Source organism: Sphingomonas quercus, from assembly GCF_018863195.1.
Taxonomy (GTDB): domain Bacteria; phylum Pseudomonadota; class Alphaproteobacteria; order Sphingomonadales; family Sphingomonadaceae; genus Solisphingomonas; species Solisphingomonas quercus.
The window spans coordinates 225269-240858 of sequence record NZ_JAHKRT010000001.1; the positions used below are offsets into that span (position 1 = coordinate 225269).

A 15590-nucleotide genomic window follows, 5' to 3' on the forward strand; every position below is an offset into this window, starting at 1 on the left:
TCATCGCGCGGAGAGTGTAGGCGGCGACGGCGTCACTTGCACGGGTCTCCGCGCGACGCTCCGGCGCCACCGTTGCCGGTCAGCCGCCGGGATGGATGCGGCGGCGGCCGGGGTCGGCGTGACAGGCGAGCGTGCAGCCGCCATGATCCTGCCGCGCCGGCGGCTCGCCCGGCGCGATGGGCAGCTCGATCGGCGCGCCCGAGCCGCACAGGCTGAGCCGCAGCACCGCCCCTTGGCCCCCCGCCGGCAGCGAAGCGAGGACGATGCCCGCCGCCGTCGTCAAGGCGATGCTAGACCGCACGGCTGAACGCCCCCACCCCCTGCGCGCGATAGGCGTCGAGATTGCGGGCGATGGCGCGCGCATAGGGAAATCCGTCCGCGGTGATGCCGAGCGTGGGGCCGTCCCACGCGGCGAGCCCGCGGTCGACGAACGGGGCGAGCGGCGCGTTCATTTCCGCCCTGAGCGCGTCGTCGAGCGTGACGCGACCGTCGCACAGCAGCCGCTCGATCGCCGCGCCGCGCCGCCGGTCCTCGGCCGATCGAGCGATGCCGCGGCGTACCGGCAGCCGGCCAGCCGAAACGAGCATGCGATAGGCGCCGGCCTGTTTCTCATTCTGGGCGAGCAGGGTCGGGAAGCTGCTGATCGCGCTGGCGCCCAGCCCGATCAGCACATCGCAGGGATCGTCGGTGAAGCCCTGAAAGTTGCGACGCAGCCGGCCGGTGCGCGCCGCCTCCGCCAGCGGATCGGCAGGCAACGCGAAATGATCGAAGCCGATCGCCTGATAGCCCGCGGCGATCAGCGCTTCCTGCCCGGCCCAGGCCTGGCCGAAGCGCAGTTCGCCGTCAGGCAGCGCGGCGCCGTCGATCTGGCGCTGGCGCGGCAGCAGCTGCGGCAGATGGGCATAGCCGAACAGCGCGATCCGCTCCGGCGCCATCGCAATCGCCATCCCCGCCGTCTCGACGACATCGGCGAGGCTCTGGTTGGGGAGGCCGTACATCAGATCGAAATTGAGCGAGGTGATGCCGGCCAGCCGCAGGCCGGCGACCGCCTCCTCGATCATTTCGCGCGGCTGGATGCGCCCGATCCCCGCCTGAACGTGCGGCGCGAAGGTCTGCACCCCGAGGCTGGCGCGGCGTATGCCGAGCGCGCCGAGCATGTCCGTCCAGTCGCGGTCGAGACCGCGCGGATCGAGCTCGACCGACAGGATCGCGCCGGCCGCGTCGAACCGCTCCACCAGCCGCTCGACCAGCCGGGCGAAGCGAGGCAGCGGCACGGCATTGGGGCTGCCGCCGCCGAACGCGATGCGACCCACCCGACCGCGCAGCCGCGACGCGACGCGGTCAATTTCTTCCTCCACTGCATCGAGATAGGCGAGCAGGCGGGCGTCGCGGTTGGCAGCCCCGGTGTTGCAACCGCAATACCAGCAGATCTCCGTGCAGAAGGGGATGTGGACATAGACCGAGACGGCCTCGTCCGGCGCCACGGCCGCGAGGGCCGCGGCGGCGTCAGCCTCGGTGATTTCGCCGAATTCGGCGGCGGTAGGATAGCTGGTGTAGCGGGGTGCCGGCGCTGCCAGCAATTCGGGATGATATGGCCACATGAAGCGGCCATGGGCCCGTTCTTCCGCCCCCGCTTTGACGGACGTCAATCCACCTTGCCGCCGGGAACAGGCATAACATGCCGGCGACTATGCCGCGCAGCAGGGATGCATCGATGATCGAGATACTGCCCGCCCCCGCCCACGTGCTGTCGCTCCGGCTCAGCGGCACGCTGACGCAGGATGATCTCGAGCGCACCATCGACGATATCGAGGCGCGACTGAAACGCTTCGACCGCATCGGCGTCGTCGCCGACGTCACCGCCTTCGAGGATATCGGCCTGCGGGCCGGGCTGAAGGACATCGCCTATTCCTTCGGCAAGATCATGGAGTGGCGCCGCTTCCCGCGCGAGGCGGTGATCGCTGATCGGCAATGGGTCCGCGCGGCGATCGGCTTCATCGATCCGCTGGTCCCGTTTGTGACCGTGAAGAGCTTCGCGCCGGAAGAAAGCGACGCTGCGCTGGCCTGGGCCGGGGGTTTTGATCCCGGCCGCCGCGACTAACGTCAAGCAACTCATATCGCGTCACAAAGTAGGTCATCCGACCTAGTTATCATTCGCTACGAAAAGCATTTGTCAAATGCCGGAATTTCGATAGTCATCGCCCACGCAATCGTTGCGACCAGCAGGATTGCCGACGCCTCCATCAGGAACGGGCACAGACCCGACCGGAGGAAGATCGGCACGCTGGTAAGGAGAGGGGTGAGATGAATGGCATTTTCCAACCGTTTTAACGGCGCGTCCGCGCTTGTGCTCGCACTGTCAATCTGTGCGCCTGCGGGCGCCCTGGCCCAGTCGGCCGATCCTGCACCGGCGGCCGATGCGACAGCGCCGGCCACGGCTGGCGAGATCGTCGTCACCGGCTCGCGCATCGCCATTTCGGGCTATCGCCAGCCGACGCCGGTGACGGTGGTGAGCGAGGCGACGCTACAGCGCGACGCCAAGGTCAGCATCGGCGATTCGATCCGCGAGCTGCCCTCGGTGGGCACCTCCGGTTCGCCCAATAACGGCGTCGGCGCCAACAACATCGTCGGCGCCGTGACCGGCCTCGACACCGTCAACCTGCGCCAGCTGGGCATCAACCGCACGCTGGTGCTGCTCGACGGCCAGCGCGTCGTGCAATCGAACATCACTGGCGTCGTCGATCTCGGCACGATGCCGACGATGCTGGTGCAGCGCATCGACGTCGTCACCGGCGGCGCCTCCGCAGCGTGGGGCTCGGACGCTGTCGCCGGCGTCGTCAATCTTGTGCTCAACAAGAATTTCGACGGCATCCGGGCGAGCATCGAAGGCGGCGAATCCTACACCTGGGATCACAAGAGCTATCGCCTCCAGGCCGCCGCGGGTACCGGCTTCGCCGACGGCCGCGGCCGGGTGATCGTCGCCGTCAACCATATGAACAGTCCCGACGCCGTGTTCGCCAACCAGCGCGGCTGGAACAAGTATCGCAACCTCGTCCTCAATCCGGCCTATACCGCGACCAACAGCGAGCCGCGGCTGATCCACGCCGACAATGTCGGCCTCGCGCAGGCGACCAATGGCGGCCTGATCACCGGCCAGGCGCAGGTCTGCCGGGTGGCACTGTCGGGAGGCAGCTGCCCGACCGGACAATCCGGCACGGTGCCGGCGTCGCTCGCCAATATCCATTTCGTCGGCGCCAATGCCACGCCGACCAGGTTCAACCCGGGCATCGTCTCGGGGCCGCTTTCGGCCAATGGCGACGGGGAGGCTTTCTATCCGGCAACCAACAACCTCGCCGTCGCTTTCCGTACCACCAACCTGTTCGGCTACACCTATTTCGACCTGAGCGACAATCTGCGCGCCTCGGTGCAGCTCAACTACGGCCTCAGCCGTTCCAAGAATAATTCGACCCCGGCGACGCGCTTCGGCAATCTCTACGTCCAGAGCGACAATCCCTTTCTGCCCGCCGCGATCAAGCAACAGATGGACAGCCTCGGCCTGAGGGCCATCCAGATCGGCACGACCAACATCAACAACGTCCCGTTCGACGATTTCTCCTACGACAACTTCGTCGAGAATTCGGTCGGGATTCCGGTCAGCGTGCAGAAGCGCCGGCTGTTGCGCGGCGTCGTCAGCCTGGATGGCAAGATCGGCTCGGACTGGACGTGGAACGCCTATTACCAGAAGGGCAAGGTCCGCTCGCGGGTCGATACGCTCTCCAACGTGGTGACACAGCGTTATAATTTCGCAGTGGACGCCGTGCGCGACGCCTCCGGCAACATCGTCTGCCGCGCGGTCGCGGCGGGCAATCCGGCGGCGGCGGGCTGCGTGCCGCTCAACGTGTTCGGCGAGGGCGTCGCCAGCCCGCAGGCGATCCGCTACGTCAACGTCACGCCCGGCCAGAACTGGGAGGTGATCAGCCTCACCCAGGATGTCGCGGCGGCGTCGGCGCAGGGCAAGCTGCCCTTCGGCCTGCCGGCGGGCAATATCTCGATGGCGTTCGGCGGCGAATGGCGCCAGGAAAAGGGCAATATCAAGACCGACGCCGGTGCCGCCGCGCGCGCCTATTCATTCGCCAACTTCGCGCCCTTCTCCGGCAAATATAATGTGAAGGAAGCCTTCCTCGAACTCGAAGTGCCGTTGCTTGAGGACAGTTTCGTCGACTCGCTGAGCCTCAATACGGCGGGCCGCATCACCGACTACAGCACCAGCGGCGTGGTCAAGACGTGGAAGATCGGCCTCACCAGCCAGCTCAACAGTCTGATCCGCGTGCGCGGCACCGTCTCCCGCGACATCCGCGCGCCCAACCTCGCCGAGCTGTTCAACAGCGGCACGGCGGTGCAGAGTTCGGCGGTGGATCCCAAGACGGGCCGCAACGTGTCGGTATTCTCGACGACTTCGGGCAATGCCGATCTCGATCCCGAGAAGGCCGACACCTTCTCCGCCGGCGTGGTGTTGAGCCCGGCGCCACGGCTTAATCTCTCGCTCGATTATTATTCGATCAAGCTGAAGGATGCGATCTTCTCGATCGGCACGGCGCAGGTGCTGCAGCGCTGCAATGCCGGCGACACCGCATTCTGCAGCCAGCTTGACTTCAACGGCCCGGAGGGCGCGCTCAGCCAGATCCGCACCTTCCCGCGCAACCTGAGTTCGCAGGATACGTCCGGCCTCGATTTCCAGGTCGATCACCAGCTGCCGTTGTTCGGCGGCACGCTGTCCAGCCGCTTCCTCGGCAATTACATCCTCACCCAGACGCAGGACGCGCTGGGTGTGAAGACTGATTATGCCGGCGCCCTTGGCGTCGACTCGCCGGTGCAGGGCATCCCGAAGCTGCGCGCGACGATCACCGAGACCTATGCCGAGGGTCCCGTCTCCGCGACGATCCAGGGCCGTTTCATCGGCAAGGGCAAGCTGGTCAACGCCTGGGGCGAGAAGGACGTCGACGACAACAGCGTGCCGGCGATCTTCTATATCGACCTGCGCGGCTCCTATCAGATCATGGAAAAGGCGCAGCTTTTCTTCGCGGTGGACAATCTGCTCAACCAGGATCCGCCGAACATCGCCACCAGCTACAACAACTCCGCCTCCTATTATTCGACGGCGGTACGTGGCGACATCTATGATCAGCTCGGCCGTGCTTATCGTATCGGGGTGCGGTTCAACTTCTGATCCTGCTGCCAATCGGCATCGTCGCGCCGGTCATGGGAAACCATGGCCGGCGTTGCCGCATCCCGCGCGGATAGAAAGGCACTTGCCTAACTGTTCCCCCTGTGCAAACTTAGGCAGATGCTTAACCAATCGCCCGAGCTTGACCGTCTTTTCCACGCCCTTGCGGATCCCGCGCGCCGGGCGATGATCGACCGGCTGAGCCACGGCCCCGCCCCGGTCAGCGAACTCGCTCGCCCGCTGCCAATGTCGCTGCCGTCGGCGATGCAGCATCTCGGCGTGCTGGAGGCGGCGGGGCTGGTCCGTTCGGAGAAGGTCGGCCGGGTGCGGACTTGCGCGATCCAGGCGGACGCGCTCAGCCAGGCCGAGCAATGGATCAACGCGCGCCGCCAGCAATGGGAGCAGCGGCTCGACCGCCTCGGCGCCTATCTCGCCACCCTGGAGGACGAAGGAGGTTCCAATGACCGCACCGCATGAGACCGCTCGGCCCGAGCCGCTGCGCATCAGCCGCGAATTCCGCGCCCGTTGCGAGACGGTGTTCCGCGCCTGGAGCAGCGCCGAGCATGTGAAGTCATGGTTCTGCCCGGAAGGCTTCACGGTGCCGGAGGCGGACGTCGATATGCGCGTCGGCGGGGCGTTCAACGTGTGCATGCGCGCGCCCGACGGGCAACAGCATTGGACGCGCGGGACCTTCGTCGAGGTGATCCCGAATCGCCGGCTGGTGATTGACATGATGGTGCCAGATGCGGCCGGCGCGGCGATCTTCAACGCCCGGACCGAAGTCGATTTCTCCGACACCGGCTGCGGCATGCGGCTGGACGTCGTGCAGAGCTACACGCTGGTCGACCCGGACCGCGCGATGGGGATGATCGCCGGGGCCGCGACGGGCTGGCGGATGACCCTCGACAAGCTGGAAGCGCTAGTGCTCAGGCTCGGCGGTTCGGTCGGCGTCGACGCGCGCTCCGTCGCACACGGCAGCTTCAGTCTCGAGCGTAGCTATGACGCGCCGCCTGCGCGGGTTTGGCAGGCGCTGACCGACCCGGCCGCGAAGCAGCAATGGTTTGGCGGCAGGCCCGGCGAATGGGAGCTCATCGAGCGCTCGATGGATGTCCGCGAGGGCGGCCGCGAGCGGCTCAAGGGCCGCTGGAAGAGCGGGATGACCTCCACCTTCGACGCCATCTATCATGACGTCGTCGCGCAGACGCGGCTCGTCTATTCGTACGTCATGCATCTCGACGACAAGAAGATTTCCGCCTCGCTCGCGACCATCCAGCTCGACGCCACGGAGGGCGGCGGCACCCGGCTTGAGATCACCGAACAAGGCGCCTTTCTCGACGGCTATGACGATGCGGGCGGGCGCGAACATGGCACCGGGCTCCTGCTCGACGCGCTCGGCGCCTCGCTAAGCTGAGCTGAGCGCGTCGCGCGGCTGCCCCCGGTTATTCCGCGCCCGGCACGGGGTTGAGCATGAACGGGTTGGTCTCGCCGGCTGCCCTGCGTTCATATTCCTGGGCCAGCATGCGGTGCGTGAGGGCGATCGACGCGCTCGGCGAGCGACGTTCCTTCTCTCGCTCCTCTTTCGCGCGCATCTCGAAATAGAGCCGGTCGATCTGGTCGAACATGCGACGGTCCTCACGACTTTCCGCCCCGTGCCGAACATAGCATGAAGCCGGCGAGCCCGCCGGAGTCGGCCGGCGGCCTGTCGCCGGCCGAATTCGTTTCATCGTTACGGGCGCCGTGCGTCCAGGCTCAGCGGCCCACCGCCGAAAGCGACGATCTGAAGCAGGCCGCCGGCCATGGCGATGTTCTTGAAGAAGTGGATGAACTGGTTCTGGTCGCCGAGAGCGGAGTGGAAGCCGAGCGCCGTTGCCACCGAGAACAGGGCGAGCGCGGCGGCAACGAAGCGGACGCGATAGCCGGCGATCAGCGCCAGTCCGCCGGCCACCTCGACAAAGGCAGCGATGGCGAAAGCGATCTGCGGCACCGGCAGCCCGGCCGACTGGATATAGCCGATGGTGGCGGCCGGCGCCGCGAGCTTGGAGAAGCCGCTCAGCAGGAAGATGGCGGCGATGGCGATACGGCCGACGAGGGCGGTGGCGCCGCCCGTCCGGGGAGAGGCTGCGGAGGGCGCTGCGGAGATGGCGGTGCTGCTCATGGAAATTGGTCCCTGGCTTGGCGGCACCACCATGGTGTCGCCGACAGGGGCTGTTTCGCGCCGCGCAGCCTTGCGAAACAGCCGAATAATATCGGATGGAAAGTTCTATGGTTTAGAAAAGCCGGCGAAGCCATGCTTGGCAGGCCCTCAGGATAAGCAGGGTTGAAGCGCGACGCCGGGCCGCGTAACGCCGCCGACATCATGTCCGAAACCGTCGCCAGCACGGCCGAATCCGGCCTCTCCGCCACCGCCGCCCTCAGTGTCGAGACGGTGGTTTCCGTGCGCCACTGGAACGAGCATCTCTTCTCGTTCCGCATCACCCGCCCGGCGAGCTTCCGCTTCCGCTCGGGCGAGTTCGTGATGATCGGATTGCAGGGCGACAATGGCAAGCCGCTGCTCCGTGCCTATTCCGTGGCCTCGCCAAGCTGGGATGAGGAGCTCGAATTCCTGTCGATCAAGGTGCAGGACGGGCCGCTGACCTCGCGCCTCCAGCTGATCAAGCCGGACGACCAGATCTATCTCGGCCGCAAGCCGACCGGTACGCTCGTCGCCGACGCGCTGCTGCCGGGCAAGCGGCTGTTCCTGCTGTCGACCGGCACCGGCCTTGCGCCGTTCCTGTCGGTGGCGCGCGATCCGGACATTTACGATCTGTTCGATCACGTCATCGTCGTCCATTCCGTGCGCCGCGTCTCCGACCTTGCCTATCGCGAGGAACAGGAGGCGAAATGGGCCAATGATCCGCTGGTCGACGAAAAGTGCGCGACCCAGTTCACCTACATCCCGACGGTGACGCGCGAGCCGTTCCATCGGTCCGCCCGTATCGGCGCGCTGATCGATTCCGGCGAGCTGTTCGCCGCCGGTATCCCCGGCGAGCCGGCGTTCAACCCGGAGACGGACCGGGTAATGATGTGCGGCAGCATGGACATGATCAAGGAGCTCGGCGCCCGCTTCGAGGGGCTCGGCTTCGAGGAAGGATCGAACGCCAAGCCCGGCGCCTATGTGATCGAGCGCGCGTTCGTCGGCTGATCAGTCGGCCTTCGCTGCCGCCCGCGCGTCGCTGTCCACGACAATGCGCAACGACGGCGCGCGAGAAAGCCATTTGCGGGCCGCCTTGCGGACCGCTTCGGCATCCACCGCCTGATAGCCGCTGATCGCGCTGCGGATCTGGTCCAGCACGCGCGGATCGTCGAGGTCGCGATCGAGCACGCCCAGCCAATAGCCGTTGGTGCGGCTGTTGCGCTGGTTGGCGCTGACCACGGGCGCCACCGCGCGGGTCACCTCGTCATCGTTCGGCCCCGCTTTGGCCAGATCTTTGGCGATGTCGCGGGCGACGCGCTCGAAATCGGCGACGCGGTCGGCCCTGACCTGGGCGGTGGCGATGAACACGCCGTAGCGGGGGAACACCTGGCTCTGGTTGCTGCCCACCGAGGGCGAATAGGAGCCGCCCTCGGTCTCCCGGAAACGATCGAACAGGCGGGTGCGGAAGATGGACGCGGCGACGTTCAGCGCCCGCACCGTCGGCACGTCGCGCAACGCGCCGTCGGTCGACCAGACGAGGGCGACGAGCGCCTGCGCCGGATCGCCGCGATGCTTGAGCAGCAGCGGCCGTGAACCGCGCTTTGGCGGGCGGACATTGAGCTGGGCGCGATCCGGCTCCGGCGCCGGCCGCGTCACTGCCGCGCCGATCGTCGCGGCGGTAGCGTCGATGGCAGCCTGCACGTCGACATCGCCGACGATCAGCAACCGGCGCGGGCCATAGGCGAGCAGCGGCGTCCACAGATTACGGTAGCTGTCCATGCCCAGCGTCAGGATCTCCGACTTGCCAGGATAGAACCAGCGCGCGTCCCCGCCATGCAGCGCCTGCGGGGCGAAGGTGCCGAACACCCCGCCCGGCGTGCTGAAGATCGCGTCATAGGTGCCGCCGAGCTGCCCCTTCAGCCGTCCGAACGCGCCGGCATCGAAACGCGGCTCGGCGACGCCCGCCGCGGCGAGGCGCAGCGTATCGGCGAGGTCGCGGGCATTTGTGGCGCCGGCATAGTCGAAGCCATTCTCGTCGACGCCGAAGGACAGGCTGATGCGCCGCCCGGCGAGCAGCCGCTCGATCGCATCGACGTCAAGCGGGCCGATGCCGCCCTGGGTCAGTGCCCGGGCGGTCCACAGCGGCACATAGCGATCCGGCGGCATCCCGGCGATCCCGTAGCCGACCGTCGCTGCGACGAGGACGCGATCCTTCTCGAAATCGGTCTGCTTGACGACCAGCTCGACCCCATTCGCGAAGCGCACCCGCGTGACGCCGAGGTCCGGTATCTCCGAGCGCGAGACGATCCGGCCCGGCACCGGCGGCTTGCCGAGATCGGCGAAGCTCACCGCCTTGGCCTCGACACGCGCCTCGGCCTTGGCCTCGCGCGCCTTGGCAAGGGCTGCGGCGAAGGCCTGCTCGCCGCCCTGGATCGGCACCGGCGCGGTGAACAGCGCGCGCGGCTCGCCCACGGTCAGCGCGCGGAGCGCCGTGCCGACCACTGCCGGCGTCAGCGTCGGCTTTACCGCCTCGAACATGTCGCGCATCGCCTCGGGCGTGGTCAGCGTCATGCCCGCATCGACCGCGCCGAGCATCATCCCCGCCATCACCGGCGACAGCATCGTCGGCCGCGCCGAGATCTGCTGGGCGAGGCTGTCTTCCTGCACCGCGATCTCGCGATCGATCTCCGCACGGGACGGCAGGCCCGCGCTCCCCTCGGCGAGCACGGCGAAGGCGCGCTGCATCGCCGGCTGCCACATCGTCTGGCGATGGGCGACGGCGATGGTCGTCTGGTCCATGAGATGCCGCGCCATCGTCGCCGACACCGACGCGCTGGTGAACGCCGCCCCGCCTCGCGCCGCCTGCGTCATCCGCCGGCTGATGATGCGCGCCGCGATCTGGCGCACGAACTCGTTGGCCTGCCGCTCCTGGCTCCACGGCCGATCGTCATGCGGGCGCGGCCACAGGAAGGTCATGGTGTTGGACGCCTGCCGATCGATGACGATGGCGGTGGCCGGGTCGGGTTGGGTGGGCGTGCCGAAATCCGGGTCGGCCGGCGCATCGCCCTTGCCGCGCCAGCCGGCGAACCATTTCTCGGCGAGCGCGCGCAACATCTCGGGATCGGCATCGCCGGCGATGATGATGGTGGCGCGCTCCGGCCGATACCAGCGCTCGTAGAAGTCGCGGAGCCGGCCGGCGGTGGCGGCGCCGAGGGTTTCGTCGGTGCCGGCGAGTTCGGCCTGCTGCGCGCGAAGGCCGGCATAGAAGACGGACCTCGCCGCCTCCTGGCTGCGGCGGACGAGCGGGGGCATGCGCGCGTCGCGCTCGGCCATCACGACCTTGCGCTCGACATCGACCAGCTTCGGGTCGATCGTCGCCGACCGCATCATGCCGGACAGCGCGCCGAACGCGATGTCGAGCGAGGCGCTGTCATTGCGCGGCAGATCGAGCGCGTAGAAGGTCTGGGTCAGGGTGGTGAAAGCGTTGGTGTCGCTGCCGAAGCTGGCGCCGAGCCGCTGCCAGATGCGGATGCCCTCTCCGTCCGGCACGCCCTCGGCGCCTCGGAACAGCATATGTTCGATGAAATGCGCATAGCCCTTCTGGTCGGGCTGCTCCATCAGCGCGCCGGCATCGATGCGCAGCCGCACCGACACGCTGCCCGCCGGCAATGCGTTGCGCCGGATCGCATAGCGCATGCCATTGTCGAAGCTGCCCAGCTGCCACGCCGGATCGGGCGGCGTGTCGCTGCCTTCATAGAGCCATCCGCCCGGCTGGGCGATCGCCGGCAGCGGAATGTTGAGGACGAGAAGAAGTGCCAGCAGCCGGACGAGCAATGCCATAAACGACTGATAGCCGCCCTTTCTGGCCGCCGCCAGCCGCCCGCTGATCAAGCCAGATCGAGCCGCAGCCGCGCCCACACCGGCAGGTGATCCGACGCCGTCCGTGCCACCGGCGAGTGATGCACGCCGGCGTCCTCCACCGCGATATCGCGGCTCAGCATGATGCGATCGAGCCGGCCGATCGGGCGGCGGGCCGGGAAGCTCGGGAAGCTCGGCGCGAAATGATGATCATGCCCGAAATCGCGCAGGCACCCGGAGGCCGCGCTCCATTCGTTGAGATCGCCCATCATCACCGTCGGCAGCTGTTCCGGCTGGGCGTGAAGATGATTGAGGATCGCGCGCGCCTGCTTGCGCCGCCACAGGCCCGAAAGATCGAGATGCATGCCGACGACGCGCACCGGCCGACCATTGACGACGAGATCGGCGAGCACGGCCCCGCGCGGCTCCAGCGCCGGGATGGCCAGCGTGCAGGCGCGAATCACCTCCACCCCTTCCCTCACGAGCACGGTGTTGCCGTGCCAGCCGATCGAGCCGACGCGCACGTCGAAGGGCACCGGCCGGTAATGGCTGTGCTCGGCCAGCATGTGGAAAGGAATGGCGCTCGCCCGGTCGCCGAAGCGGCGATCCGCCTCCTGCAAGGCGATCACGTCGGCGTCGATCTCGTGGAGCACCTCGATGACGCGATCCGGACGGCGGCGCCTGTCCGATCCGATCGCCTTGCGGATATTGTAGCTTGCAACGGTAACCACGGCGTCTCCTTAGCAGTGCGCAACGGCCTTGGGCGAAACTTTCTCCCTCGGGGCTTGGCCTTGGGGCCGGACAAGCCTATCGGCGCGCTCCTGTCACCACGAAAGGATCAGCCCATGCGTCCCTCGGGCCGCGCGCCGGACCAGATGCGCGTCATCACCATCCAGCCGAACTACACGGTGCATGCCGAAGGCTCGTGCCTGATCGGCTTCGGCGACACCAAGGTGCTGGTCACGGCCTCGATCGAGGAGAAGACGCCGCCATGGCTGCGCGGCAAGGGCCAGGGCTGGGTGACGGCGGAATATGGCATGTTGCCGCGCGCCACCCACACCCGCGGCAGCCGCGAGGCGGCCAAGGGCAAGCAATCCGGCCGCACCCAGGAAATCCAGCGGCTGATCGGCCGCTCGCTGCGCGCGGTGGTCGATCTGCCGGCGCTGGGCGAGCGGCAGATCACGCTCGATTGCGACGTCATCCAGGCGGACGGCGGCACGCGCACCGCGTCCATCTCGGGCGCGTGGGTGGCGCTGCGCCTCGCCGTCGACAGGCTCATCGCCGACGGCAAGCTCACCGCCGATCCGATCCGCGAGAAGGTGGCGGCGATCTCCTGCGGCATCTATGAAGGGGCGCCGGTGCTCGATCTCGACTATATCGAGGATTCCAATGCCCATGCGGATGCCAATTTCGTGCTGATCGGCGACGGCAAGATCGCCGAGGTGCAGGCCACGGCCGAAGGCGCCACCTATGACGAGGAGGCGCTGCTCCGCCTGCTCCGCCTGGCGCGCATCGGCTGCGCGGAGATTTTTGCCACACAGGACAAGGCGACCGGCCGGTGAGCCACCGCAAGCTCACCCCCGGCAAGCTGGTCATCGCCAGCCACAATCAGGGCAAGGTGCGCGAGATCCGCGAGCTGCTCGGCCCCTATGGCATCGAGCCGGTCTCGGCCGCCGAGCTGGACCTGCCCGAACCGGACGAGACCGGCACCACCTTCGCCGCCAATGCCGAGCTGAAGGCGCGCGCCGCCGCCGACCTTTCCGGGCTGCCCGCCCTTGCCGACGACAGCGGGCTGTGCGTCGAGGCGCTGGGTGGCGAGCCGGGCATCTTCTCGGCGCGCTGGGGCGGGCCGGAGAAGGATTTCGGCCTCGCGATGCGGCTGGTGAACGACAATCTCGCCAAGGTCGGGCCGGAGGCGAGCCGCGACGCGCATTTCGTCTGCGCGCTGTCGCTGTGCTGGCCGGACGGACATATCGAGACGTTCGAGGGCCGCGTCGACGGCACGCTCGTCTGGCCGCCGCGGGGCGACAAAGGCCATGGCTACGACCCGATGTTCGTGCCCGGCGAGGGCAAGCTGACCTTCGCTGAGATGGACGACGCGACCAAGAACACCATCAGCCACCGCGCCGACGCGTTCAGGAAGCTCGTTGCCGCACTCCTCTGATCCGCTGGCGCTTTACGTCCACTGGCCGTTCTGCGTCTCCAAATGCCCCTATTGCGACTTCAACAGTCATGTCCGCGCCTCGATCGACGAAGCGGCCTATGCCGACGCGCTGATCGCCGACCTGCGGCATGAGGCGGCGCGGCTGCCGGGGCGGCGGCTCGGCTCGATCTTCTTCGGCGGCGGCACCCCCTCGCTGATGGCGCCGGCGACGGTGGCGCGGGTGATCGCGGAGGCCGGCCGCCACTGGGATTTCGCAGGCGACGTCGAGATCACGCTGGAGGCCAACCCGTCTTCGGTGGAGGCGGCGCGCTTCGCCGATCTGGCGGCAGCGGGCGTCAACCGGGTCAGCCTCGGCCTGCAGGCGCTGGACGATAGCGCCCTCGCCTTTCTCGGCCGCGCCCACAATGTCGCCGAAAGCCTCGCCGCGCTCGACACGGCGCAGCGCCATTTCGGGCGCGTCAGCGTCGACCTCATCTATGCCCGGCCGGACCAGAGCGAGGCGGCATGGGCGGCGGAGCTGGACCGCGCGCTCGCCTTCGGGACCGAGCATATCTCGCTCTATCAGCTGACCATTGAGCCCGGCACGCGCTTCGCGGCACTGGCCGACAAGGGCCAGCTGCCGGCGCTCGACGCCGACACGGCCGCGCACCTGTTCGAGACGACCCGCGCCACCACCGCGGCCGCCGGCGTGCCGGCTTATGAGATCAGCAATCACGCCCGGCCCGGCGCGGAAAGCCGGCACAACCTGACTTATTGGCGCTACGGCAATTATGCCGGGATCGGGCCCGGCGCCCATGGTCGGCGCGGCGGCCTGGCCACGCTCCGGCGGAAGAAGCCGGAGAACTGGCTCGACGCCGTCCACCGCAACGGCCATGGCATGGAAAGCGAAACGGCCCTTGCCGACGAGGAACGCGCCGCCGAGGCGCTGCTGATGGGGCTGAGGCTGGACGAAGGCGTCGATCTCGGGCGCATCGCCGCGCTGACGGGGGTGGCCCGGCTCGTCGACGATGAGGCCGTCGCCCGCCTCTCGCGGCACGGCCTCCTCGCCCGCGACGGCCACCGGCTTCGCGTCACCGAGGCCGGGATGCTGGTCCTCGACCGGATCCTGTCAGACGTCGTCGCGGTCTAAGGACACATAGAGCCCGGCATTCGGGCCGGGAGCGGATGGGCCGCCCCCGGCTCCCTGTTCGGCTCAGAAGCCGTCGACGCTCTTGCTGACCAGGATATTCACCGCGACACGGCGATTCTGCGCCTTGCCCTCGGGCGTGTCGTTGCTGGCCAGCGGGTCCGCCTTGGCCATGCCGGTCGGGGTCAGCATGCGATAGGGCTTCCAGCCGCATGCCTGCTGGAGATAATTGATGACGCGCGACGCGCGCTTCTCGCTCAATTCCTGATTGAAATCGTCGCTGCCCGTTGAATCCGTGTAGCCGACAACCAGCATCAGGGCGTTTTCGGTCGATCCGGCCGAAGCTGCCGCGGCGCACAGATTGGCCTTGTCCTCTTCCGACAGGTTGGCCTTGCCGACGTCGAAATGGACGTTGGTCGTGCTCTTGATGTTATATTTGTCGATATCGGCCATTCGGCCGCGCAACGCCTCGGTGGCCGCGGTCTGTTCGTCGAAACGCTGCGCGGTGGCATTGCGGATCATCGTCGCGGTCTTGAGGTCGTTGTTGCGGAAAGTGACCTGGCTCGCGATCAGCGACGCGCCTGACGGATCATCGGCCGACTGCAAGGTCTTGACGGTGACCGGCAGGCCGTTGAGCAGCGCATCCGGGCCGAGCTTGTTGCGGCTGCCACCGAACAGGCCGCTGCCGGCCTTGATCCGGGTGTTGTCGTTGATGGCGATGATCGTGGTGGCGCCGTCCGCCCCCGTCACCTTCATCTTGTCGGCATTGCGCGCTGAAATTACGCCCTTGATCTCGGGGCCGGCCGGCAATGGCGTGCCATTGACGACGACCTGATCCGACTGCGGCTGTGCATGCAGCGCCGCCGAAGCCGGCAGGGCGAGCATGGCAACCAGGAACTGAACTTCAGGCTTTTTGGAAATTATACGCATCTTTGCGGCTCCTTTAGCCATCTCCGTCCGGCCTTGGGTGTTCAAATCTATCTTTCTATGACATGAACACTGGCCTCAGCCGAGTGGCCAGCCGACAAATCGAGCCAGACGCGCG

15 protein-coding genes are annotated in these 15590 nt (G+C 67.6%); 8 read left to right on the forward strand and 7 right to left on the reverse strand.

Features of this window, described 5'->3' with window-relative positions:
* Window positions 1-79: 79 nt before the first annotated feature.
* Together KOF26_RS01115 and KOF26_RS01120 are read right to left on the reverse strand one after the other, a co-directional pair.
* Window positions 80-301: a hypothetical protein gene (locus KOF26_RS01115; RefSeq protein WP_216318671.1), complete on the reverse strand. Its 222-nt coding sequence runs from the start codon at window positions 299-301 to the stop codon at window positions 80-82.
* A complete protein-coding gene (locus KOF26_RS01120) occupies window positions 291-1601 on the reverse strand; it encodes a radical SAM protein (protein WP_216318673.1) in 1311 nt (436 codons plus the stop codon). Before KOF26_RS01120 ends, KOF26_RS01115 begins: the two co-directional genes overlap by 11 nt.
* A 113-nt stretch (window positions 1602-1714) precedes the next feature.
* Here KOF26_RS01120 and KOF26_RS01125 point away from each other — a divergent pair, with 113 nt between their 5' ends.
* The 4 genes from KOF26_RS01125 to KOF26_RS01140 all read left to right on the forward strand — a co-directional run bounded on the left by KOF26_RS01125 (window position 1715) and on the right by KOF26_RS01140 (window position 6635).
* The gene (locus tag KOF26_RS01125; protein WP_216318675.1) at window positions 1715-2101 is read left to right on the forward strand and encodes a SpoIIAA family protein; all 387 of its coding nucleotides are present in this window, start codon (window positions 1715-1717) and stop codon (window positions 2099-2101) included.
* A gap of 207 nt (window positions 2102-2308) precedes the next feature.
* Window positions 2309-5227: a TonB-dependent receptor domain-containing protein gene (locus KOF26_RS01130; protein ID WP_216318677.1), complete on the forward strand. Its 2919-nt coding sequence runs from the start codon at window positions 2309-2311 to the stop codon at window positions 5225-5227.
* 117 nt (window positions 5228-5344) lie between these two features.
* Complete coding sequence (locus KOF26_RS01135) at window positions 5345-5701, forward strand: ArsR/SmtB family transcription factor (RefSeq protein WP_216318679.1); 357 nt, start codon at window positions 5345-5347, stop codon at window positions 5699-5701.
* Window positions 5685-6635, forward strand: coding sequence for an SRPBCC family protein (locus tag KOF26_RS01140; protein WP_216318681.1), 951 nt, complete (start codon window positions 5685-5687; stop codon window positions 6633-6635). Before KOF26_RS01135 ends, KOF26_RS01140 begins: the two co-directional genes overlap by 17 nt.
* A gap of 28 nt (window positions 6636-6663) precedes the next feature.
* Here the strand turns inward: KOF26_RS01140 and KOF26_RS01145 are convergent, their stop codons facing one another.
* Both KOF26_RS01145 and KOF26_RS01150 read right to left on the reverse strand, forming a co-directional pair.
* Complete coding sequence (locus KOF26_RS01145) at window positions 6664-6846, reverse strand: hypothetical protein (RefSeq protein WP_216318683.1); 183 nt, start codon at window positions 6844-6846, stop codon at window positions 6664-6666.
* 104 nt (window positions 6847-6950) lie between these two features.
* Window positions 6951-7379, reverse strand: coding sequence for a DoxX family protein (locus KOF26_RS01150; protein ID WP_216318685.1), 429 nt, complete (start codon window positions 7377-7379; stop codon window positions 6951-6953).
* A 201-nt stretch (window positions 7380-7580) separates the two neighbouring features.
* Between KOF26_RS01150 and KOF26_RS01155 the strand changes: the two genes are divergently transcribed.
* The gene (locus tag KOF26_RS01155) at window positions 7581-8405 is read left to right on the forward strand and encodes a ferredoxin--NADP reductase (RefSeq protein ID WP_216319881.1); all 825 of its coding nucleotides are present in this window, start codon (window positions 7581-7583) and stop codon (window positions 8403-8405) included.
* On the opposite strand, the gene KOF26_RS01160 is transcribed toward KOF26_RS01155, so the two are convergent.
* Both KOF26_RS01160 and KOF26_RS01165 read right to left on the reverse strand, forming a co-directional pair.
* Window positions 8406-11237, reverse strand: coding sequence for a M16 family metallopeptidase (locus KOF26_RS01160; protein WP_216318688.1), 2832 nt, complete (start codon window positions 11235-11237; stop codon window positions 8406-8408).
* 47 nt (window positions 11238-11284) lie between these two features.
* Window positions 11285-11986, reverse strand: a complete 702-nt coding sequence (locus tag KOF26_RS01165) for an endonuclease/exonuclease/phosphatase family protein (RefSeq protein ID WP_216318690.1) — start codon at window positions 11984-11986, stop codon at window positions 11285-11287.
* 114 nt (window positions 11987-12100) lie between these two features.
* Between KOF26_RS01165 and rph the strand changes: the two genes are divergently transcribed.
* From rph to hemW, 3 genes are read left to right on the forward strand one after another with little or no spacing between them, the layout of a single operon-like run.
* Window positions 12101-12817 carry a ribonuclease PH gene (gene rph, locus KOF26_RS01170; protein WP_216318694.1) on the forward strand — a complete coding sequence of 239 codons (717 nt, stop codon included), beginning with the start codon at window positions 12101-12103 and terminating at the stop codon, window positions 12815-12817.
* Entirely contained in the window at window positions 12814-13419 is a 606-nt protein-coding gene (gene rdgB / locus KOF26_RS01175) for an RdgB/HAM1 family non-canonical purine NTP pyrophosphatase (RefSeq protein ID WP_363181545.1), read from the forward strand. Before rph ends, rdgB begins: the two co-directional genes overlap by 4 nt.
* Window positions 13403-14548: a radical SAM family heme chaperone HemW gene (hemW, locus tag KOF26_RS01180; RefSeq protein WP_216318697.1), complete on the forward strand. Its 1146-nt coding sequence runs from the start codon at window positions 13403-13405 to the stop codon at window positions 14546-14548. The genes rdgB and hemW overlap by 17 nt, the downstream gene beginning before the upstream one ends.
* A 63-nt stretch (window positions 14549-14611) precedes the next feature.
* On the opposite strand, the gene KOF26_RS01185 is transcribed toward hemW, so the two are convergent.
* Window positions 14612-15475 (reverse strand): OmpA family protein, encoded by an 864-nt coding sequence (locus KOF26_RS01185; RefSeq protein WP_216318700.1) that lies wholly within the window; start codon window positions 15473-15475, stop codon window positions 14612-14614.
* Window positions 15476-15590: the final 115 nt, after the last annotated feature.

What these genes read in the sequence shown, in the direction of transcription:
- KOF26_RS01120 (WP_216318673.1), bottom strand. Translation starts at nt 1,601, where the DNA reads ATGTGGCCATATCATCCCGAATTGCTGGCAGCGCCGGCACCCCGCTAC.
- KOF26_RS01125 (WP_216318675.1), top strand. Translation starts at nt 1,715, where the DNA reads ATGATCGAGATACTGCCCGCCCCCGCCCACGTGCTGTCGCTCCGGCTC.
- KOF26_RS01130 (WP_216318677.1), top strand. Translation starts at nt 2,309, where the DNA reads ATGGCATTTTCCAACCGTTTTAACGGCGCGTCCGCGCTTGTGCTCGCA.
- KOF26_RS01135 (WP_216318679.1), top strand. Translation starts at nt 5,345, where the DNA reads ATGCTTAACCAATCGCCCGAGCTTGACCGTCTTTTCCACGCCCTTGCG.
- KOF26_RS01140 (WP_216318681.1), top strand. Translation starts at nt 5,685, where the DNA reads ATGACCGCACCGCATGAGACCGCTCGGCCCGAGCCGCTGCGCATCAGC.
- KOF26_RS01145 (WP_216318683.1), bottom strand. Translation starts at nt 6,846, where the DNA reads ATGTTCGACCAGATCGACCGGCTCTATTTCGAGATGCGCGCGAAAGAG.
- KOF26_RS01150 (WP_216318685.1), bottom strand. Translation starts at nt 7,379, where the DNA reads ATGAGCAGCACCGCCATCTCCGCAGCGCCCTCCGCAGCCTCTCCCCGG.
- KOF26_RS01155 (WP_216319881.1), top strand. Translation starts at nt 7,581, where the DNA reads ATGTCCGAAACCGTCGCCAGCACGGCCGAATCCGGCCTCTCCGCCACC.
- KOF26_RS01160 (WP_216318688.1), bottom strand. Translation starts at nt 11,237, where the DNA reads ATGGCATTGCTCGTCCGGCTGCTGGCACTTCTTCTCGTCCTCAACATT.
- rph (WP_216318694.1), top strand. Translation starts at nt 12,101, where the DNA reads ATGCGTCCCTCGGGCCGCGCGCCGGACCAGATGCGCGTCATCACCATC.
- KOF26_RS01185 (WP_216318700.1), bottom strand. Translation starts at nt 15,475, where the DNA reads ATGCGTATAATTTCCAAAAAGCCTGAAGTTCAGTTCCTGGTTGCCATG.